The organism is Citricoccus nitrophenolicus (assembly GCF_047305825.1).
Classification (GTDB): Bacteria; Actinomycetota; Actinomycetes; order Actinomycetales; family Micrococcaceae; genus Citricoccus; species Citricoccus nitrophenolicus.
Window position 1 is genome coordinate 1,065,837 of record NZ_CP063070.1, and the last position, 18,872, is coordinate 1,084,708.

The following is an 18,872-nucleotide window of genomic DNA, read 5'->3' on the forward strand; positions in this document are numbered from 1 at the left end:
GGGCGGGCTGATGTGATGGTCAGCCAGACGTGGCCAGTGAACCACTGAGCGAGTCTATCGGAAAGAAGAAGGCCCCCGCGCCGCCTCCCCGCGTGGACTCCACGTGGGGCAGCGGCCCGGGGGCCTGTCTCAGTTCACTGAATCGTCTGCGATGAGACGGTCAGCGCCGGATCAGAGGGTCTCAGTGGACCCACCGGCAGCCGAGATCTTCTCGATGGCGGAGGACGAGAAGGCGTTGGCCTTCACGTTCAGCGCCACGGAGACCTCGCCGGAGCCGAGGACCTTGACGGGCTGGTTCTTGCGGACCAGGCCCTTGGCCACGAGGGCATCCGGGGTCACGTCGCCGCCGGCCGGGAAGTGCTCCGACAGCTTGTCCAGGTTCACGACCTGGAACTCGACCTTGAACGGGTTCTTGAAGCCGCGCAGCTTCGGCAGGCGCATCTGCAGCGGCAGCTGGCCGCCTTCGAAGCCGGCCTTCACCTGGTAGCGCGCCTTGGTGCCCTTGGTACCGCGGCCTGCGGTCTTGCCCTTGGACGCCTCGCCACGACCCACGCGGGTCTTGGACTTCTTGGCGCCGGGAGCCGGACGCAGGTCATGGACCTTGATGGCATCCTGAATTTCGTCAGCCATTGTTGATCTCCTCAACCTTCACCAGGTGCGGCACGGTGTTGACCATTCCCACGGTGACCTCGTCAGCCGAGCGGGTGACCGTCTGGCCGATCCGCTTCAGGCCGAGGGACCGCAGGGTGTCGCGCTGGTTCTGCTTTCCGCCGATGACGGACTTGATCTGGGTGATTTCCAGAGTGGCGCCGCTCACGGCGACGTTCTTACGGGTGCTGAATTCAGCCATGGGATGCCGCACCTGCCTTCTCTGCGCTCTTCTTGGCGCGATCCTCCTCGATGGTGCGGAGCATCGCGTGCGGAGCAACCTCGTCCAGGGACTTGCCACGACGGGCTGCCACGGACTGGGGCTCCTCCAGCTGCTTGAGGGCGTCCACGGTGCCGCGGACGATGTTGATCACGTTGGCGGACCCCATCGACTTGGACAGTACGTCATGGACACCGGCGCACTCCAACACGGCGCGGACCGGACCACCGGCGATCACACCGGTACCCGGGGAGGCCGGACGCAGGAGCACCACACCGGCGGCATCCTCACCCTGCACCAGGTGCGGGATGGTGGTGCCGACGCGGGGAACGCGGAAGAAGGACTTCTTGGCCTCTTCCACACCCTTCTGGATGGCTGCCGGAACTTCCTTGGCCTTGCCGTAGCCGACGCCGACCATTCCGTCGCCGTCGCCCACCACCACGAGGGCGGTGAAGGAGAACCGACGTCCACCCTTCACGACCTTGGACACGCGGTTGATGGCCACGACGCGCTCCAGGAACTTGTCCTTGTCGTCATCGCGCCCACCACGGCCGCCACGGTCATTGCCGCCCCGACCGCCACGGTCGTTGCCACCACGGCCGCCACGGTCATTGCCGCCCCGGCCGCGATCGTTGCCACGGCCACCGCGGCCGCCGGCCTCGGTGGACTGGCTGGCCGAACCGGCAGCGGTCTCAGACGCGCCGGCGGCAGTGTTCTCGGAGTTTTCGGTCACCTGAGTGTCCTTCTTGTTGCTCTCGGTGTTCGTCTCGCTCACAGCTGCAGCCCACCTTCCCGGGCACCGTCGGCGACGGCGGCCACGCGACCGTGGTACTTGTTGCCGCCGCGGTCGAAGACCACGGCCTCGACGCCGGCAGCCTTGGCACGCTCAGCGACCAGCTCGCCGACCTTCTTGGCCTTGGCGGACTTGTCGCCCTCGAACGCACGCAGGTCGGCTTCCATGGTGGAGGCCGAGGCCAGCGTCACGCCGCGGGTGTCGTCCACCAGCTGCACGAACATGTGCCGTGCGGAGCGGTTGACCACCAGGCGAGGACGCACGGCGGTGCCGGAGATCCGCTTGCGGACGCGCAAGTGGCGGCGGGTGCGGGAAACGTACTTCCCCTTGCCCTTCACTTTCAGCGTGGACATTACTTACCTGCCTTTCCGGCCTTGCGGCGAATAACCTCGCCTGCGTAACGCACACCCTTGCCCTTGTACGGGTCGGGACGGCGCAGCTTGCGGATGTTGGCAGCGGTCTCGCCGACGCGCTGCTTGTCGATGCCGGCCACGGTCACCTTGTTGCCCTCGACCTTGAAGGTGATGCCTTCAGGGGCCTTGACGGGAACCGGGTGGGAGTAGCCGAGTGCGAACTCCAGGTCCGAGCCCTTGGCCAGCACGCGGTAGCCGGTGCCGATGACCTCGAGCTTCTTCTCGAAGCCGTCGGTGACACCGACGATCATGTTGGAGATCAGGGTGCGGGTCAGGCCGTGGAGCGAACGCGACTCGCGCTCGTCGTTCGGGCGGGTCACCGAGATGGTGCCCTCCTCGAGCGTGATCTCGATCGGGCTGGCCACTGCGTGGCTCAGTTCCCCCTTGGGGCCCTTGACGGCGACGTTAGCGCCATCGATCTTGATCTCGACGCCGGACGGCACGGTGATCGGAAGACGTCCAATACGTGACATGTCTTATCTACCTTTCTTCCGTACTCGCCGTTACCAGACGTAGGCGAGGACTTCCCCACCCACGCCCTTCTTGGCTGCCTGACGGTCGGTGAGCAGACCGGAGGAGGTGGACAGGATGGCAATCCCCAGGCCGCCCAGCACGTGCGGGAGGCCAGTGGACTTCGCGTAGACGCGCAGCCCGGGCTTGGAGATGCGGCGCAGGCCGGCGAGGGCCCGCTCGCGCTGAGGACCGAACTTCAGCTCGATGACGAGCCTCTTGCCCACCGGGGCGTCCTCTTCCGTGTAGTTGGCGATGTAGCCCTCGGACTTGAGGATGTCAGCCACGCGAATCTTGAGCTTGGATGACGGCATGTCCACGGAGTCGTGGAAGGCCGAATTGGCGTTGCGCAGACGCGTCAGCATGTCTGCGACAGGATCTGTCATGGTCATGTGGGCTTCGTGCCCTTCCTCGCTACGGTTTCCCCATCCGGAGTACACCGGTGGGGACCTGCAACGTAGAGATTTACTTCTGGGAGGACTTCTGGGCGTCGTTCATGCCCTGGAAGGGGAAACCGAGGGCCTTGAGCAGAGCCCGGCCTTCGTCGTCGTTCTTGGCAGTGGTCACCACAGTGATGTCCATGCCGCGCACGCGGTCGATCTTGTCCTGATCGATCTCGTGGAAGACCGACTGCTCGGCCAGACCGAAGGTGTAGTTTCCATTGCCGTCGAACTGCTTCGGCGACAGGCCGCGGAAGTCACGGATGCGCGGCAGCGCCAGGGTGACGAGGCGGTCCAGGAACTCCCACATGCGGTCGCCACGCAGGGTCGCGTGGGTACCGATCGGCATGCCCTCACGCAGCTTGAACTGCGCGATGGACTTGCGGGCCTTGGTCACCTGCGGCTTCTGGCCCGTGATCTGGGTCAGATCGCGGATGGCGCCGTCGATGATCTTCGAGTCCTTGGCGGCCTCGCCGACACCCATGTTCACGACGACCTTGACCAGGCCGGGAACCTGCATGGAGTTGCCGTAGGTGAACTCGTCCTGAAGGGCCGCGCGGATCTCCTCGCGGTACTTGGTCTTCAGACGCGGGGTCACCTTGACCGGGGTTTCCGCAGGGGTTGCTGCTGCTTCAGTGGTCTCAGTCATCACAGCACCTTTCCGGAAGCCTTGGCGAAGCGGACCTTGACGGCCTTGGACTCGCCGTTCTTCTCAACGGTCTCGAAGCGGTAGCCCACACGGGTCGGCTTCTTGGTCTCGGGATCCACGACCGCCACGTTGGACACGTGCACGGGCGCCTCGACGACCTGCAGGCCGCCCTCGGTGGAGCCGTTGTTGTTCTGGCCGGCACGCAGGTGCTTGGTGACGCGGTTGACGCCCTCCACCAGCACCCGGTCACGGGACGGGAGGACCTGCAGGACCTTGCCCTGCTTGCCCTTGTCCTTGCCGGCGATGATCTGGACGAGATCGTCCTTCTTGATCTTTGCCATAGTGGTCAGATCACCTCCGGTGCCAGCGACACGATCTTCATGAACCTCTTGTCACGCAGCTCGCGGCCCACGGGGCCGAAGATGCGGGTGCCTCGCGGCTCGCCATCGGTCTTGAGGATGACGGCGGCGTTCTCGTCGAACTTGATGTAGGAACCATCGGCGCGCCGACGCTCCTTCTTGGTCCGCACGATGACGGCCTTGACGACGTCGCCCTTCTTGACGTTGCCGCCAGGGATAGCGTCCTTCACGGTGGCGACGATGGTGTCGCCAATACCTGCGTAGCGGCGTCCGGATCCACCGAGAACACGGATGGTCAAGATTTCCTTGGCACCGGTGTTGTCAGCGATCTTGAGCCGCGACTCCTGCTGTATCACTTGTTGCTCCTGTCGTCGCGCTGGTTCTCCCCCGAAAACCGGGCGAGCCTTGCGGAACGGATATTTTGATGTTCCCGGGCCGCTTACCCCCACCCCCTGGGCGAGAGAGCCGGCTGCAGAGCCTTCCGGCTCCCCTGTCAGACAGGAACCGGCGCTGCAACAACCGTCAATCCGCGGGGCAGGGCCGAGGCGGCTGATCGAGAAGTTTTGCGAAACCCTTGGCGCGCGGGGTGGATAGTCCCGCCAACAAGGGCGCACAGACAGCCCATGCTAGCGCACCGGGGCCACAGTCTGCTAATCGGCCTGCTCCAGACCCCTGCCCGGATACGACGACGGCCGGCCCCTTCCGCTGGAAGGTGACCGGCCGTCGTCGTACGGGGATCTACGAGGCTACTTGGCGCGCTCGGTGATCTCCACCAGGCGCCACCGCTTGGTGGCGGACAGCGGACGGGTCTCGGCGAGGATGACGCGGTCGCCGACGCCGGCGCTGTTCTCCTCGTCGTGGGCCTTGACCTTCTTGGAGGTCCGCAGCACCTTGCCGTACAGGGCGTGCTTCTTCAGGTCCTCGACCTGCACCACGACGGTCTTGTCCATCTTGTCCGACACGACGATGCCGCGGACGGACTTGCGGTAGCCACGCTCCGAGTCACCGGCAGTACCGGCGGCAGCGGCCGTGTTGGTCTCGGATGCGTTCGCGTTCTCAGTCACTTGGCCTCCTCCTCGGTCTTCTCGGTGCTCTCAGTGCTCTCAGCGGCCTTGGCCGCCTTCTTGCCCTTGGCGGGCTTGACGTCCTCGGCCGGGGCCTCGACGTCCTCGCGGATACCGAGCTCGCGCTCACGCAGGATCGTGTAGATCCGGGCGATGTCCCGCTTGACGGTCTTCAGCCGGCCATGGTTGTCCAGCTGGCCGGTGGCCGACTGGAAACGGAGGTTGAACAACTCCTCCTTAGAGCGCTTGAGCTCCTCGGCCAGACGGCCGTTGTCCAGGCCGTCCAGGGCCTCGACGTTCAGTTCCTTCGAACCGGTAGCCATGATCACTCACCACCCTCTCGGCGGACGATACGTGCCTTCAACGGCAGCTTGTGCATAGCCAGTCGCAGCGCCTCGCGGGCCACGTCCTCGCTGACGCCGGAGAGCTCGAAGAGCACGCGACCCGGCTTGACGTTGGCGACCCACCATTCGGGCGAACCCTTACCGGAACCCATGCGGGTCTCGGCAGGCTTCTTGGTCAGCGGGCGGTCCGGGTAGATGTTGATCCACACGTTGCCGCCGCGCTTGATGTGACGCGTCATGGCGATACGAGCGGACTCGATCTGACGGTTGGTGACATAGGCCGGGGTCATGGCCTGGATGCCCCACTCGCCGAAGGTGACGGCGGTGCCGCCCTTCGCCATGCCCGAACGCTTCGGGTGGTGCTGCTTGCGGTGCTTGACTCGACGGGGAATCAACATCAGGCGTTGCCTCCTTCAGCGGGCGCGGAGGAAGCTGCGCTGCTGCCGGCGGACGAGTCCTGACGCGGTGCACGGTCGTTGCGGCGCCGACGGTCTCCGCCAGCGGGACCACGGCGATCGCCACCGCGGCCACCACGGCCGGACGGTGCAGCAGCTTCCTTGGCGGCCAGTTCCTTGGCCGTCAGGTCGCCCTTGTAGATCCAGACCTTCACACCGATACGGCCGAAGGTGGTCTTGGCTTCGAACTTTCCGAAGTCGATGTTCGCGCGCAGGGTGTGCAGCGGCACACGGCCTTCGCGGTAGAACTCCGAGCGGGACATCTCGGCGCCACCCAGGCGACCGGCGCACTGGATCCGGATGCCCTGGGCACCCGCACGAGTGGCGGACTGGATGGCCTTCTTCATGGCCCGGCGGAATGCCACGCGGGACGCAAGCTGCTCGGCCACACCCTGGGCGACCAGCTGGGCGTCCACCTCGGGGTTCTTGACCTCGAGGATGTTCAGCTGGATCTGCTTGCCGGTGAGCTTCTCGAGCTCACCGCGGATGCGGTCGGCCTCGGCGCCGCGGCGGCCGATGACGATGCCGGGACGGGCGGTGTGGATGTCCACACGCACACGGTCACGGGTCCGCTCGATCTCCACCTTCGAGATGCCGGCGCGCTCCATGCCCTCGGTCATCAGCTCGCGGATCTTGATGTCTTCCTTGAGGAAGTCCTTGTACCGCTGGCCTTCCTTGCTGGAGTCAGCGAACCAGTGCGAGACGTGGTCGGTGGTGATGCCGAGGCGGAAACCGTTCGGGTTGATCTTCTGACCCATGGGCTACTTCCCCTTCTCTTCCTCGGTGGCAACGACCACGGTGACGTGGCTGGTGCGCTTGTTGATGCGTCCGGCGCGGCCCTGGGCACGCGGCTGGAATCGCTTCATGGTCGGTCCTTCGTCGACGAAGGCCTCGGTGATGAACAGGGCGTCCTCGTTGAACGCCAGACCCTCACGGTCGGCCTTGATCCGGGCGTTGGCCACCGCAGAGGCGACCAGCTTGTACACCGGCTCCGAAGCGCCCTGCTGGGCGAACTTCAGGATGGCCAGCGCTTCGTTCGCCTGCTTGCCACGGACAAGGTTGACGACGCGCCGGGCCTTCATCGGCGTTACACGCAGGTGGCGCGCAATTGCCTTGGCTTCCATTGCTTTCCTTCTTTCGAGTTCCTCGGACGGTCAAGCCCCGCGTCAGCGGCGCTTGCCCTTCCGGTCGTCCTTCACGTGACCGCGGAAGGTCCGCGTCTGGGCAAACTCGCCGAGCTTGTGCCCGACCATCGATTCGGTGATGAACACCGGCACGTGCTTGCGTCCGTCATGGACCGCGATCGTGTGCCCGAGCATGTCGGGGATGATCATGGACCGGCGGGACCAGGTCTTGATGACGTTCTTGGTGCCCTTCTCGTTCTCAGCATCCACCTTCAGGTAGAGGTGCTGATCGACGAAGGGACCCTTCTTCAGGCTGCGTGGCATGTCTGATCCGCTCCTATCGCTTGTTCTTGCCGGAACGGCGACGGCGCACGATGAGCTTGTCGCTTTCCTTGTTGGGGCGGCGGGTGCGGCCCTCGGGCTTGCCATTGGGGTTGACCGGGTGACGACCACCGGAGGTCTTGCCCTCGCCACCACCGTGCGGGTGGTCGACGGGGTTCATGACCACGCCGCGGACGGTCGGGCGAACGCCCTTCCACCGCATGCGGCCGGCCTTGCCCCAGTTGATGTTCGACTGCTCGGCGTTGCCGACCTCGCCGACGGTGGCGCGGCAGCGCACGTCGACGTTGCGGATCTCGCCGGAGGGCAGACGCAGCTGGGCGTACTTGCCCTCACGGGCCACCAGCTGGATGGACGAACCGGCGGAGCGGGCCAGCTTGGCGCCGCCACCGGGCCGCAGTTCCACGGCGTGGATGACGGTGCCCAGCGGGATGTTGCGCAGCGGCAGGTTGTTGCCGGGCTTGATGTCCGCGGTGGCGCCGGCCTCAACCGTGGCACCCTGGGTCAGCTTGGCCGGGGCCAGGATGTAGCGCTTGGTGCCGTCCACGTAGTGGAGCAGGGCGATGCGAGCGGTGCGGTTCGGGTCATACTCGATGTGAGCGACCTTGGCCGGCACGCCGTCCTTGTCATGGCGACGGAAGTCGATGACGCGGTACTGGCGCTTGTGCCCACCGCCCTTGTGGCGGGTGGTGATCTTGCCGGAGTTGTTGCGTCCGCCGCTCTTGGTGAGCGGGCGCAGCAGCGACTTCTCCGGGGTGGTCCGGGTGATTTCTGCGAAGTCGGCCACGGACGAGCCGCGAAGGCCCGGGGTGGTCGGCTTGTATTTACGGATAGCCATGTCTCAGTTCCTCGATTAAGTGGTCTCCGCTACGCCTCAGGCGAGCGGACCTCCGAAGATGTCAATCGTGCCCTCTTTGAGCGTCACGACCGCTCGCTTGGTGCTCTTGCGCGAGCCCCAACCGAACTTGGTGCGCTTACGCTTGCCGGCACGATTCAGGGTGTTGATCGAGTCAACCTTGACGGAGAAGATGGACTCCACCGCCTGCTTGATCTCGGTCTTGTTGGAGCGCGGGTCGACCAGGAAGGTGTACTTACCCTCGTCGATCAGCCCGTAGCTCTTCTCCGACACGACCGGGGCAATGACCACGTCGCGGGGGTTCTTGTTGATGGAGCCGCTCACTGGGCATCCTCCTTCTGTGCGCCGGCCTTCGCGGCCGCCAACTGGACGAAGCCCTCGTAGGCGGCGCGGGTGAAGACCACGTCATCGCTGACCAACACGTCGTACGTGTTCAGCTGGTCGAAATACAGGGTGTGCACCGACTCCAGGTTGCGGCCGCTGAGCGCCGCAGCATCGTCAGCGCGGTCGATGACCACGAGGGCGTTCTTGCGACCCGCGGTCAGCGAGGACAGAACGGCCTTGGCCGTCTTGGTGTTCGGGGTACCGGCAGCCACCAGCTCCTCGATCACGTGGACACGGCCGTTGCGGGCACGGTCGGAGAGGGCGCCACGCAGGGCGGCGGCCTTCATCTTCTTGGGGGTGCGCTGGGAGTAGTCGCGCGGCTCGGGGCCGTGCACCACGCCACCACCGGTCATCTGCGGAGCGCGGATCGAACCCTGACGGGCGCGGCCGGTGCCCTTCTGCTTGAACGGCTTGCGGCCGGCACCGGAGACCTCTCCCCGACGCTTGACCTTGTGGGTGCCCTGGCGAGCGGCGGCCAGCTGGGCCACCACGACCTGGTGCATCAACGGCACATTGGCCTGGACGTCGAAGATCTCGGTGGGAAGATCCACGGAGACGACCTGGGCGGTCTGGGCTGCCGCGTTATCTGCGTTGGTAGCCATCTGCTCATGCTCCCTTCACTGCGGTGCGAACCAGGACGACCCGGCCGCGGGGGCCGGGGACGGCGCCCTTGATCAGCAGCAGGTTCTTCTCCACGTCAATGGCGTGGAGCGTCAGGTTCTGGGTGGTCTGGCGGACGGCGCCCATCCGGCCCGGCAGGCGCTGGCCCTTGAAGACGCGGCCCGGGGTGGAGGCGCCACCGACGGAACCCGGCTTGCGGTGGTTCTTGTGGGCACCGTGGGAGGCACCGACGCCGGAGAAGCCGTGACGCTTCATGGCACCGGCGAAGCCCTTGCCCTTGGTGGTCCCGATGACGTCGACCTTCTGGCCGGCCTCGAAGACCTCGACGGTGACGTCCTGGCCGAGCGTGTACTCGGCGGAGTCGGCGGTCCGCAGCTCGACCACGTGGCGGCGGGGGGTGACCCCGGCTGCCTCGAAGTGGCCGGCGAGCGGCTTGGTGACCTTGCGCGGATCGATCTGCCCGTAGGCGATCTGCACGGAGGAGTAGCCGTTGGCCTCCGGGTTGCGCAGCTGGGTCACGACGTTGGAATCGGCTTGGACGACAGTGACGGGGATGAGCTTGTTGTCTGCATCCCAGACCTGGGTCATGCCGAGCTTCGTGCCCAACAGGCCCTTGACATTACGCATGATGGTCATAGTTTCTCAGCACCTCCCTCTCAGAGCTTGATTTCGATGTTGACGTCGGCCGGAAGGTCGAGTCGCATGAGCGAGTCAACGGCCTTCGGCGTCGGATCGATGATGTCGATCAGCCGCTTGTGCGTGCGCATCTCGAAGTGCTCGCGGCTGTCCTTGTACTTGTGGGGAGAGCGGATCACTGCATACACGTTCTTCTCCGTGGGCAGCGGCACGGGGCCTACCACCGTTGCGCCTGCGCGCGTGACCGTGTCGACGATCTTCCGAGCCGAAGTATCGATGACCTCGTGGTCATACGACTTCAGCCGGATGCGGATTTTCTGTCCCGCCATGGCGTCATGCCTCTTTCGTACTTGTTGTCCGTACCTGTCCCTGTTCGCTTGGGCCCGGCTGGCCGGTCCCGCGCTTCCTTTGTCCACCCACACAGACCGAATCCGGGAGACCCGGGTTCCTCGCCCTGCTGGGGCATCGACCCACGCGGTCGGGCGTGTCGTGATCTGCTCCGCAGGCATGACTTCATGCCAGAGACACAGAAGATCACAGGACCGCCAGATCCTGATGGGGATTTATGCGTTGTGTTTGGTCCCGGGCGGCGGTGTTGAGGACAACTCCACACACGCCCAAGCGCTTGAGCAACTGATCCAGTATGACAGATCAAGGGCACCGGCGCGAATTCACTCGGAAGACCCGTCCCGACGGCTCAGCTGAACCATTCTCCCGGGGGTCCGGCGAGCAGCAACAGCGAGAACACCACGGCGACGGCGGCCACCACCAGGATCGCGGCCAGGATCACGTTCCGCAGGACCCAGGCCTCCAGCGAGTCCCAGAACCCGGCGGTCCGGGGGCTGCGCCCATCCACCAGCCGCCACGTGGCGTCCGGCTCCCCGCGGCGGGCCAACGAGCGCTCGAAGGGCAGTGTGGCGAACGGCACCACGGCCAGGAGCACTGCGGCCGCACCCCGGCCGGCGCTCCAGCGCTGGTTCACCCACACGCCCACGCTGACCACGGCATAGCAGAGGAAGACGAATCCGTGCAGTCCTCCCGCCGCGGACATCAGCACCTCAGTGGTCCCGGTGTACTTGAGGATCATCGCCAGGATGAGCAACGCCCAGGTGATCATCTCCGCCGTCGCGAAGAACCGGAACAGGGCCCAGGGGCCGGGCATCACGGTCCCCCGGGCAGTCCCCGCCCGGGTATCGGCCGGGCCGGTCACCGGTCAGAGTCGTTCGAGCGCTTGATCCGCTTGGCGCGGCCGATCTCGTGGCGGAAGGTCTTGCGCAACCGCACGATCGCGAAGACCACCGCCGCGATGACCACCAGGGCAATGAGGAATTCCATGGGACCAGCCTAGCGGGACTGGTGACGTCGCAATTGGCGCACCGCCAGGACGATCAGCACCAGGCCCAGGAGGGCCAGGTAGATGTACGTGTACCCGCGCAGGTACCAGAGCACCGAGAGGGCCACACCGGCGGCGCCCCACCAGGTGAGCGGCTGTTCGCGCCGAGTCAGTCCGAGGACCACCAGGAGCGCGAAACCGATCAGCACCGTGAGCTGCATTCCCGCCGTGCCGTTCACCAGCACGTAGACCGCCGCGAGCGTGAACACCGACGCGGCAGCCAGGAGGCACCAACGGGCCCGCCGGGGTGGATGGCCCTCGGTCTCGCCCTCGGCCTCGGGCCGGGCACCCGGGCGCGACGCATGCCAGAGCCCCAAGCCCACCAGGACGAGCACCAACACCTGGACGTGCCACCAGCCGGCCCGGCCTGCATCTTCCACGACCGCCGTCTGCCACCAGGCCCGGGAGGCAGCGGCCCAGGTCAACACCACGGCGGCGTCCCGGCCGTTCAGCACCCAGTCGGCCGGCGCCCCTGGACCTGGCCACAACAGTCGCCGGCCCCAGGCCGCCACCGTGAGCCAGAGGGCACCCACCGCGGCCGCCAGGCCAGTCCAGACGACAGCATCCTCCGGCAGCCCCGCTCGGACCCCCAGGTCCAGCACCGTCGCCACGGCAGTGACCAGGACCACGGCCAGGCTGCCCTGCCAGAGGATCGCGGCCCGGACCCCAACCCTTGCCCCTGTGCCTGAGTCCGCCCCCGGGTCCGCGCCGGAGAGCTCGCTCCGGGCGTCGAGGACGGCCCACCACCCCAGGACCGCCAGGCCCACCAGGCCACTGCCCAGTGCGCGCCAATCGCCGTCCGGGAACCACAGTCCGCGGCCCTGCCACCAGAACGTCAGGAGCCACACGGCCGTGGGGACCCCCACCACGGAGGCAAGGACCAGCCAGTCGAGGCCGCGCGTCCGGGCGAAGACATACCCTGCCAGGCCACCCGCGGCCACCGTGATGGCCAGTGCCCCTGGGTGCGGGGTTCCATCCACGTCTCCCGTGAACGCCAGGACCATCGAAGCCATCCCGAGGGCGAGGACGGCCACCGGTCGGAACACCGCGAGATCGGCCCACCACGCCCCGACCTCGTCCTCCGCCCCACGCGCCGCCGCCGCGATCTCCCGGGCGGTCACGGCCAGGGCGAGGATGACCAGGAGGGCCACGGCGGCCGATGCCGGGAACAGGGCCTCCGGCAGCCAGGCTCCGGAGAGGCCGAACCACTCAGAGGCGGCCACCACGAGGGCGGGACCTCCGGCGAGCACCGCCCAGTGTCCCCCGCGGCCGGCGCCCAGGACCGCCCCTGCGGTGATCAGTGCCCCGGCGATGACCATCAGCGCGGCACGGTCTCCACCGGTCCCGAGCTCGATCAGCCACAGCAGCCCCACCGCCCCCGTCACGAGCCAGGACGCCGCTCGCCCGGTCAGGCTGCCCCCGGCGCGGTCACTGGCTCCGTCACCGAGGCTGTTCTCGGTGCCCCGGAGCCGTTCGGCGAGGCGTTGCCGCAAGGCCAGCCCGGAGATGAGGGTCACGGCGGCTGCGGCCCGTGCAGCGGAGTCGTCCCCGCCGAGGCGGTCGGTGACCGAGGCGACCAGCATCGCCGCACTCCCCTGCCCCGCCAGGAGCGCCGCCACCCGCACCGGCTGCGGTAGTCGCCCGGATGTCAGGACGGCGGCCGTCACCAACCAGCCGGTCAGCAGCCCCAGCGCGAGGACCACGTCCCAGGATCCTTGAGCCGTCATCGCCAGGTCCGCGGCGGCGGTGTCGGCAACGGCGAACCGCAGGACGGCGCAGGCCAGGGACAGGGCCCCGACCCCCACGATGGCCAGCCGTGCTGTGTCCACCCGCGGTTCCACTGCCCCGCCGAGGCCCCGGGTCAGCCACCAGAGGGCCACGGCGCCGGTCACCACGGCCAGGACGTACCAGCCCAGCCGACTCGCCGCGCCGGATGCCTCGACGCCGAGGAGCAGCAGGAGCGCCAGCAGGCTGGCCCCCGCCCAGGCGACGACCGGTAGTCGGATCCCCTCGGCACCCGTGAGGGGCCCCTGCCGCAGCGCCGTGGCAGTGGCCCACGCCAACGCCGTCAGGCCCGCGGCCACCTGGGCGGCGGGACCCTCCGTCCCGGTCAGTCGTTCGGTGAGGAGGAACGCCATGGCCACCGCGGCGGCCGCCATCACGTGCGGGGCGATCCGGGCGTCAATCCGCCACCGGTGGCCTGCACTCCTGAGGTGACCCAGGATCAGCCCCTGCATCACCAGCGTCACCAGGAGCACGATCTCCAGGTTCCACGCCCGAAGCGTGGTGCCCGCCGTCTCGGCATGGATCAGCAACGGCACCATGGACAGCGGAGTGACGGCCTGCCACAGCAGTGCGGTGAACCCCTGTTCGGTCGATGACCCCGAGCGCGGACCCGACGGTGAACCCCGCCGGGCCTCAGGCCAGGGCCCCTGGCGGAGGAACACGAGGGAGCAGGCCCCCGTGGTGACCACCACGATCACGGCTGGCCAGCCGAACCCCACTCCACCGGGACCCGCCAGACCGATCCCGGCCAGCCCCAGGCCGGCAGCCCACGCCTGAGCGGCCAGACCACACAGCACGGCGAGGACCCAACTCGCTCCCAGGTCGGCCAGGGCGAGGTTCCCCGTGGGCAGGTAGCCAGCCGCCCCGTGGCCCCAGCGCACCAGCGGGATCTGCAGGCACAGGTACACCACCAGCGCGGTCAGGGTGAGGGAGACGGACCACTGCAGCATCGCCGCCCAGGAGAGCATCGCCAGCAGGACGCCCACGCGCACCGCGTAGGCCGAGGCCAACCTGAACCGCCGGGGCCCGATCGCCGCCACTGTGGCGTAGTACGCACTGGCGGCGAGCAGGAGCAGGAGCATCTGCGCGGGCTCGATCCACACCCCCAGCACCAGACCGGCCACCACTGCTCCGGGAACGATCCACTGGTGGGTCCGCGCCGTGGCCTCCCGGTAGGCCGGTGGCAGCCATCGGTTCCGGTCCGCCTGCTCCACGGAAAGCCACGCCATCAACACCGCCAGGCCGATCGACACGGTCAGTGCCCAGACCATGCCCTGCTGCACCGCGGCGCCGGAGGCCATCACGGTGGAGAGCAGGAAGGGGACCGTCAGGTAGGCGACCACGCGATTGTCCAGGCGTACTGCGGCCAGGACCATGAGGACCATCCCCACCACAGAGGTCACCAGCCAGGAGATTGCCGGGCGGTGCACCACCAGCAGGTCCAGGGCGATCCCGGCCACTGGCAGCAGCGCCAGACCCGTGCCGGTGAAGGCCATGGCGGCCGGCCGCAGCGTCCGGCTCCAACCGTGGACCACCAGTCCCCCGGCGTAGAACAGGCCCACGACGACGGCCAGCCCAGCGACCCTGGCAGTCACCGGCAGCGCGGCACCGATGAACAGGGACGCGGCGGCCACCAACAGCAGGCATGCCGTGTACAGGGTGATGTTGACGTTGCGCCGGTCCCGCCGTCGCCGGGCCTCTGCCAAATCCTCAGGCGTCCGGCCTGGCGGGACCGACGGGACGGAGGAGACGGGCGGGACCGAGGGATCGGAGGAGACGGGCGGGACGGACGGGACAGCGACGCCCGGCACTGCCTGCGCGGGCTGAGGCCCCGGCGGAGGAATGTCCGTCGGGGCGGAGATGGTCGGGGCGGAGGTGGTCGGGGCCGAGGCGAGCGAGCCGGCGTCGTACCCCTCCTGCCACGCGCGGGCCAATGCCGGCCGGGGCACCTCTCCGTGCCCCGCCGCCTCGGACCGCCGCACGCGGCGGACCGAGATCCTGACGATGAGCGCGCCGACGAGCAGTCCGAGTACAAACGCCATGACGATCCCCACAGCGTCAGGGTACGGGGATCCGGCAGGCTGCGCGTTGGTTGTCCACAGCGCCACCGGCCGTGCCGCCGGCGCCCCGTTAACGCAGCAACCCCTCCGGCCGAAGCCGGAGGGGTTGCTGAGGTGTAACGCCTTAGATCACTTGATGATCTTGGTGACGCGGCCGGAGCCCACGGTGCGGCCACCCTCGCGGATGGCGAAGCCGAGGCCCTCCTCCATGGCGATCGGCTGGATCAGCTCGACCGACATCTCGGTGGTGTCGCCGGGCATGACCATCTCGGTGCCTTCCGGCAGCGTGATGACGCCGGTGACGTCGGTGGTGCGGAAGTAGAACTGCGGGCGGTAGTTCGTGTAGAAGGGGTTGTGACGCCCGCCCTCATCCTTGGACAGGATGTAGACGTTGCCCTCGAAGTCGGTGTGCGGGGTGATGGAGCCCGGGGCCACGACGACCTGGCCGCGCTCCACGTCATCGCGCTTCAGACCGCGAAGCAGCAGGCCACAGTTCTCGCCGGCCCAGGCCTCGTCGAGCTGCTTGTGGAACATCTCGATACCGGTGACGGTGGTCTTCTGCAGTTCGCGGATGCCCACGATCTCCACATCGGAGTTGATCTTCAGGGTGCCACGCTCGGCGCGGCCGGTCACGACGGTGCCGCGGCCGGTGATGGTGAAGACGTCCTCGATGGGCATCAGGAACGGCTTGTCCTTGTCACGGACCGGGTCCGGGATGTAGGAGTCCACAGCCTCCATCAGGTCCTCGACGGACTTGACCCACTTCTCATCGCCTTCCAGGGCCTTCAGGCCGGAGGTGCGGATGACCGGGGCGTCGTCGCCGTCGAACTCCTGGGAGGACAGCAGCTCGCGGACCTCCATCTCGACGAGCTCCAGGAGCTCCTCGTCCTCGACCATGTCCGACTTGTTCAGCGCCACCAGCAGCGCCGGGACGCCGACCTGGCGGGCCAGCAGCACGTGCTCACGGGTCTGGGCCATCGGGCCGTCAGTGGCGGCGACCACGAGGATGGCACCGTCCATCTGGGCAGCGCCGGTGATCATGTTCTTGATGTAGTCAGCGTGACCGGGGGCGTCGACGTGGGCGTAGTGACGCTGTTCCGTCTGGTACTCCACGTGGGAGATGTTGATGGTGATGCCGCGCTGGCGCTCTTCCGGCGCGGAGTCAATGGTCGCGAAGTCGCGCGCCTCGTTGAGGTCCGGGTACTTGTCGTACAGGACCTTCGAGATCGCCGCGGTCAGCGTGGTCTTGCCGTGGTCAACGTGGCCGATGGTACCCACGTTGACGTGCGGCTTCGACCGCTCGAACTTTGCCTTCGACACAGGTTCCTCCTAGAACGTTCATCTGAAGTGACTTCTCAGCCGCGGGTGGCGTGCTGACAACTTGGGAAAGTCTACTTCGATCTGTCTGCTGTTGATAATTCCCCGGATTGGGTCAGGACCGGTCCTTAGATCAGGCCACCCGGACCGCCATATGACGCGGACCGACCTTCCGTCCTGTAGTGACGCCGCCCTCCGGAGTGCGGACGGTTCACCTGTCCGTTCCGGCGGCGGGGCCCCATCGAAGGGGCCCCACCACCGTGGCGGACACGTTGTGGTGAGAACAGCCGACTACTCGCCGCTGTTCTTCTGGATGATCTCGTCAGCCACGGCCTTGGGGACCTCGGCGTAGGAGTCGAACGTCATCGAGTACACGGCGCGGCCCTGGGTCTTGGACCGCAGGTCGCCGATGTAGCCGAACATCTCGGACAGCGGGACGGCGGCCTTGACGACCTTGACGCCCTGCGCATCCTCCATGGTCTGGATCTGCCCACGGCGAGAGTTCAGGTCGCCGATGACGTCACCCATGTACTCCTCCGGCGTGCGGACCTCCACGGCCATCAGCGGCTCCAGGATGACCGGGTTCGCCTTGCGGATCCCCTCCTTGTACACCATGGAGCCGGCGAGCTTGAAGGCCATCTCCGAGGAGTCGACGTCGTGGTAGGCGCCGTCCAGCAGGGTGGCCTTCACGCCGACCATGGGGTAGCCCGCCAGGATGCCGAACTGCATGGCCTCCTGGATGCCGGCATCCACGGAGGGGATGTACTCGCGCGGGATGCGGCCGCCGGTGACGGCGTTGACGAACTCGTAGAACTCGCCGTCCGAGGTGTCCATCGGCTCGAAGGACATCTGCACCTTGGCGAACTGACCGGAACCACCGGTCTGCTTCTTGTGGGTGTAGTCGACCTTCTCGACCTTCTTCTTGATGGTCTCGCGGTAGGCCACCTGGGGCTTGCCCACGTTGGCCTCGACCCTGAACTCGCGGCGCATACGGTCCACGAACACGTCCAGGTGGAGCTCGCCCATGCCGCCGATGACGGTCTGGCCGGTCTCCTCGTCCAGGTTCACGGTGAACGTGGGATCCTCGGCGACGAGCTTCTGGATGGCGGTGGAGAGCTTCTCCTGGTCACCCTTGGTCTTCGGCTCGATCGCCACGGAGATCACCGGCTCCGGGAAGGACATGGACTCGAGGATGATCGGATCGTTGATCGAGCACAGGGTGTCACCGGTGGTGGTGTCCTTGAGACCGATCACGGCGTAGATGTGGCCCGCCACGACCTCCTCGACCGGGTTCTCCTTGTTCGCGTGCATCTGGAACAGCTTGCCGATGCGCTCCTTCTTCCCCTTGGTGGAGTTCAGGATCTGGTCGCCCGGCTTCAGGCTGCCCGAGTAGGCACGGATGAAGGTGAGCTGCCCGAAGAACGGGTGCGCCGCGATCTTGAAGGCCAGGGCCGAGAACGGCTCGGTCTTCGAGGGCTCGCGGGTGAGCTCCTTCTCCTCGTCCTTGATGTCAAGGCCGGTGATGGCGCCTGCGTCCATGGGGTTCGGCAGGTAGGAGACCACTGCGTCCAGCATCGGCTGCACACCGCGGTTCTTGAAGGCCGAGCCGCAGAAGACCGGGTAGGCCTCGGCGTTGATGGTCAGCTGGCGCACGCCGGCGACGATCTCCTCGTTGGTGATCTCCTCACCCTCGAGGTACTTCTCCATCAACTCCTCGGAGGTGTCCGCGACGGCCTCGATGAGCTCGGTGCGGTACTGCTGCGCCTTCTCGACGAGATCGGCCGGGATCTCCTGGGTCTCGTAGGCGGCACCCATGGTGACGTCACCCTTGGAGTCACCCTCCCACACGAGTGCCTTCATGGACACGAGGTCCACCACGCCGACGAAGTCGTTCTCAGAGCCGATCGGCAGCTGCATCACCAGCGGCTTGGCGCCGAGGCGGGAGATGATGGTGTCCACGGTGTAGTAGAAGTCCGCGCCCAGCTTGTCCATCTTGTTGACGAAGCAGATGCGGGGGACGTTGTACTTGTCCGCCTGGCGCCACACGGTCTCGGACTGCGGCTCCACGCCCTCCTTGCCGTCGAACACGGCAACGGCGCCATCGAGCACGCGCAGGGAGCGCTCCACCTCGACGGTGAAGTCGACGTGGCCCGGGGTGTCGATGATGTTGATCTGGTTGTCGTCCCAGAAGCAGGTCACCGCGGCGGAGGTGATGGTGATGCCGCGTTCCTTCTCCTGTTCCATCCAGTCGGTGGTGGACGCGCCGTCGTGGGTCTCGCCCAACTTGTGGTTGACGCCCGTGTAGAAGAGGATGCGCTCAGTAGTGGTGGTCTTGCCGGCATCGATATGCGCCATGATGCCGATGTTGCGGACCTTCTTGAGGTCAGTCAGCACGTCCTGTGCCACGGTGTCTCCCTAAGGTTTGGGTGGATTGGTCCAGTCAATAGGCGGCACGGCACCCG

Annotated in this window: 25 protein-coding genes; all 25 read right to left on the bottom strand. The window is 67.0% G+C overall.

Annotation, left to right across the window (positions count from 1 at the left end):
- Positions 1-171: 171 nt before the first annotated feature.
- Positions 172-630, bottom strand: coding sequence for a 50S ribosomal protein L15 (gene rplO, locus IMT31_RS04855; protein WP_413543972.1), 459 nt, complete (start codon positions 628-630; stop codon positions 172-174).
- A complete protein-coding gene (rpmD, locus tag IMT31_RS04860; RefSeq protein WP_345360774.1) occupies positions 623-850 on the bottom strand; it encodes a 50S ribosomal protein L30 in 228 nt (75 codons plus the stop codon). The genes rplO and rpmD overlap by 8 nt, the downstream gene beginning before the upstream one ends.
- On the bottom strand, positions 843-1,643 hold the full coding sequence (gene rpsE / locus IMT31_RS04865; protein WP_345360771.1) for a 30S ribosomal protein S5: 801 nt from the start codon (positions 1,641-1,643) through the stop codon (positions 843-845). Before rpsE ends, rpmD begins: the two co-directional genes overlap by 8 nt.
- Complete coding sequence (gene rplR, locus IMT31_RS04870; protein ID WP_345360768.1) at positions 1,640-2,014, bottom strand: 50S ribosomal protein L18; 375 nt, start codon at positions 2,012-2,014, stop codon at positions 1,640-1,642. Before rplR ends, rpsE begins: the two co-directional genes overlap by 4 nt.
- Positions 2,014-2,547, bottom strand: a complete 534-nt coding sequence (gene rplF / locus IMT31_RS04875; RefSeq protein ID WP_345360765.1) for a 50S ribosomal protein L6 — start codon at positions 2,545-2,547, stop codon at positions 2,014-2,016. The genes rplR and rplF overlap by 1 nt, the downstream gene beginning before the upstream one ends.
- A gap of 30 nt (positions 2,548-2,577) precedes the next feature.
- The gene (gene rpsH, locus IMT31_RS04880; protein WP_345360762.1) at positions 2,578-2,976 is read right to left on the bottom strand and encodes a 30S ribosomal protein S8; all 399 of its coding nucleotides are present in this window, start codon (positions 2,974-2,976) and stop codon (positions 2,578-2,580) included.
- Between the two features lie 73 nt (positions 2,977-3,049).
- Positions 3,050-3,673 (bottom strand): 50S ribosomal protein L5, encoded by a 624-nt coding sequence (gene rplE, locus IMT31_RS04885; protein WP_345360759.1) that lies wholly within the window; start codon positions 3,671-3,673, stop codon positions 3,050-3,052.
- Positions 3,673-4,014 carry a 50S ribosomal protein L24 gene (rplX, locus tag IMT31_RS04890; RefSeq protein ID WP_413543973.1) on the bottom strand — a complete coding sequence of 114 codons (342 nt, stop codon included), beginning with the start codon at positions 4,012-4,014 and terminating at the stop codon, positions 3,673-3,675. Before rplX ends, rplE begins: the two co-directional genes overlap by 1 nt.
- A gap of 5 nt (positions 4,015-4,019) precedes the next feature.
- A complete protein-coding gene (rplN, locus tag IMT31_RS04895) occupies positions 4,020-4,388 on the bottom strand; it encodes a 50S ribosomal protein L14 (RefSeq protein ID WP_345360753.1) in 369 nt (122 codons plus the stop codon).
- A gap of 390 nt (positions 4,389-4,778) precedes the next feature.
- On the bottom strand, positions 4,779-5,096 hold the full coding sequence (rpsQ, locus tag IMT31_RS04900; protein ID WP_345360750.1) for a 30S ribosomal protein S17: 318 nt from the start codon (positions 5,094-5,096) through the stop codon (positions 4,779-4,781).
- Complete coding sequence (gene rpmC, locus IMT31_RS04905; protein WP_345360747.1) at positions 5,093-5,419, bottom strand: 50S ribosomal protein L29; 327 nt, start codon at positions 5,417-5,419, stop codon at positions 5,093-5,095. The genes rpsQ and rpmC overlap by 4 nt, the downstream gene beginning before the upstream one ends.
- Positions 5,420-5,421: 2 nt before the next feature.
- Entirely contained in the window at positions 5,422-5,838 is a 417-nt protein-coding gene (gene rplP / locus IMT31_RS04910) for a 50S ribosomal protein L16 (RefSeq protein ID WP_345360744.1), read from the bottom strand.
- Positions 5,838-6,653, bottom strand: coding sequence for a 30S ribosomal protein S3 (rpsC, locus tag IMT31_RS04915; RefSeq protein ID WP_345360741.1), 816 nt, complete (start codon positions 6,651-6,653; stop codon positions 5,838-5,840). The genes rplP and rpsC overlap by 1 nt, the downstream gene beginning before the upstream one ends.
- Positions 6,654-6,656: 3 nt before the next feature.
- Positions 6,657-7,019, bottom strand: a complete 363-nt coding sequence (gene rplV / locus IMT31_RS04920; RefSeq protein ID WP_345360738.1) for a 50S ribosomal protein L22 — start codon at positions 7,017-7,019, stop codon at positions 6,657-6,659.
- A gap of 42 nt (positions 7,020-7,061) precedes the next feature.
- Entirely contained in the window at positions 7,062-7,343 is a 282-nt protein-coding gene (gene rpsS / locus IMT31_RS04925; protein WP_345360735.1) for a 30S ribosomal protein S19, read from the bottom strand.
- A 13-nt stretch (positions 7,344-7,356) separates the two neighbouring features.
- The gene (gene rplB, locus IMT31_RS04930) at positions 7,357-8,196 is read right to left on the bottom strand and encodes a 50S ribosomal protein L2 (RefSeq protein WP_345360732.1); all 840 of its coding nucleotides are present in this window, start codon (positions 8,194-8,196) and stop codon (positions 7,357-7,359) included.
- A gap of 36 nt (positions 8,197-8,232) precedes the next feature.
- Positions 8,233-8,538 (bottom strand): 50S ribosomal protein L23, encoded by a 306-nt coding sequence (gene rplW / locus IMT31_RS04935; protein ID WP_309811899.1) that lies wholly within the window; start codon positions 8,536-8,538, stop codon positions 8,233-8,235.
- Entirely contained in the window at positions 8,535-9,200 is a 666-nt protein-coding gene (rplD, locus tag IMT31_RS04940) for a 50S ribosomal protein L4 (RefSeq protein ID WP_345360727.1), read from the bottom strand. Before rplD ends, rplW begins: the two co-directional genes overlap by 4 nt.
- 4 nt (positions 9,201-9,204) lie before the next feature.
- Positions 9,205-9,855: a 50S ribosomal protein L3 gene (gene rplC / locus IMT31_RS04945; RefSeq protein ID WP_345360724.1), complete on the bottom strand. Its 651-nt coding sequence runs from the start codon at positions 9,853-9,855 to the stop codon at positions 9,205-9,207.
- Between the two features lie 20 nt (positions 9,856-9,875).
- A complete protein-coding gene (rpsJ, locus tag IMT31_RS04950; protein ID WP_345360721.1) occupies positions 9,876-10,184 on the bottom strand; it encodes a 30S ribosomal protein S10 in 309 nt (102 codons plus the stop codon).
- A gap of 368 nt (positions 10,185-10,552) precedes the next feature.
- The gene (locus IMT31_RS04955) at positions 10,553-11,017 is read right to left on the bottom strand and encodes a DUF3817 domain-containing protein (RefSeq protein WP_413543974.1); all 465 of its coding nucleotides are present in this window, start codon (positions 11,015-11,017) and stop codon (positions 10,553-10,555) included.
- 44 nt (positions 11,018-11,061) lie between these two features.
- The gene (locus IMT31_RS04960) at positions 11,062-11,190 is read right to left on the bottom strand and encodes a hypothetical protein (RefSeq protein ID WP_345360715.1); all 129 of its coding nucleotides are present in this window, start codon (positions 11,188-11,190) and stop codon (positions 11,062-11,064) included.
- 9 nt (positions 11,191-11,199) lie between these two features.
- Positions 11,200-15,075, bottom strand: coding sequence for a hypothetical protein (locus IMT31_RS04965; protein ID WP_413543975.1), 3,876 nt, complete (start codon positions 15,073-15,075; stop codon positions 11,200-11,202).
- Positions 15,076-15,222: 147 nt separating this feature from the next.
- Positions 15,223-16,413 (bottom strand): elongation factor Tu, encoded by a 1,191-nt coding sequence (gene tuf, locus IMT31_RS04970; protein WP_345360709.1) that lies wholly within the window; start codon positions 16,411-16,413, stop codon positions 15,223-15,225.
- A 288-nt stretch (positions 16,414-16,701) separates the two neighbouring features.
- The gene (fusA, locus tag IMT31_RS04975) at positions 16,702-18,816 is read right to left on the bottom strand and encodes an elongation factor G (protein WP_413543976.1); all 2,115 of its coding nucleotides are present in this window, start codon (positions 18,814-18,816) and stop codon (positions 16,702-16,704) included.
- Between the last annotated feature and the right edge of the window lie 56 nt (positions 18,817-18,872).

Bases quoted from the DNA above. Each gene is read 5' to 3' on its own strand.
- rplO (WP_413543972.1), bottom strand. From the start codon at position 630: ATGGCTGACGAAATTCAGGATGCCATCAAGGTCCATGACCTGCGTCCG.
- rpmD (WP_345360774.1), bottom strand. From the start codon at position 850: ATGGCTGAATTCAGCACCCGTAAGAACGTCGCCGTGAGCGGCGCCACT.
- rplR (WP_345360768.1), bottom strand. From the start codon at position 2,014: ATGTCCACGCTGAAAGTGAAGGGCAAGGGGAAGTACGTTTCCCGCACC.
- rplF (WP_345360765.1), bottom strand. From the start codon at position 2,547: ATGTCACGTATTGGACGTCTTCCGATCACCGTGCCGTCCGGCGTCGAG.
- rpsH (WP_345360762.1), bottom strand. From the start codon at position 2,976: ATGACCATGACAGATCCTGTCGCAGACATGCTGACGCGTCTGCGCAAC.
- rplE (WP_345360759.1), bottom strand. From the start codon at position 3,673: ATGACTGAGACCACTGAAGCAGCAGCAACCCCTGCGGAAACCCCGGTC.
- rplX (WP_413543973.1), bottom strand. From the start codon at position 4,014: ATGGCAAAGATCAAGAAGGACGATCTCGTCCAGATCATCGCCGGCAAG.
- rpmC (WP_345360747.1), bottom strand. From the start codon at position 5,419: ATGGCTACCGGTTCGAAGGAACTGAACGTCGAGGCCCTGGACGGCCTG.
- rplP (WP_345360744.1), bottom strand. From the start codon at position 5,838: ATGTTGATTCCCCGTCGAGTCAAGCACCGCAAGCAGCACCACCCGAAG.
- rpsC (WP_345360741.1), bottom strand. From the start codon at position 6,653: ATGGGTCAGAAGATCAACCCGAACGGTTTCCGCCTCGGCATCACCACC.
- rplV (WP_345360738.1), bottom strand. From the start codon at position 7,019: ATGGAAGCCAAGGCAATTGCGCGCCACCTGCGTGTAACGCCGATGAAG.
- rpsS (WP_345360735.1), bottom strand. From the start codon at position 7,343: ATGCCACGCAGCCTGAAGAAGGGTCCCTTCGTCGATCAGCACCTCTAC.
- rplB (WP_345360732.1), bottom strand. From the start codon at position 8,196: ATGGCTATCCGTAAATACAAGCCGACCACCCCGGGCCTTCGCGGCTCG.
- rplD (WP_345360727.1), bottom strand. From the start codon at position 9,200: ATGGCTACCAACGCAGATAACGCGGCAGCCCAGACCGCCCAGGTCGTC.
- rplC (WP_345360724.1), bottom strand. From the start codon at position 9,855: ATGACCATCATGCGTAATGTCAAGGGCCTGTTGGGCACGAAGCTCGGC.
- rpsJ (WP_345360721.1), bottom strand. From the start codon at position 10,184: ATGGCGGGACAGAAAATCCGCATCCGGCTGAAGTCGTATGACCACGAG.
- IMT31_RS04955 (WP_413543974.1), bottom strand. From the start codon at position 11,017: ATGCCCGGCCCCTGGGCCCTGTTCCGGTTCTTCGCGACGGCGGAGATG.
- IMT31_RS04960 (WP_345360715.1), bottom strand. From the start codon at position 11,190: ATGGAATTCCTCATTGCCCTGGTGGTCATCGCGGCGGTGGTCTTCGCG.
- IMT31_RS04965 (WP_413543975.1), bottom strand. From the start codon at position 15,075: ATGGCGTTTGTACTCGGACTGCTCGTCGGCGCGCTCATCGTCAGGATC.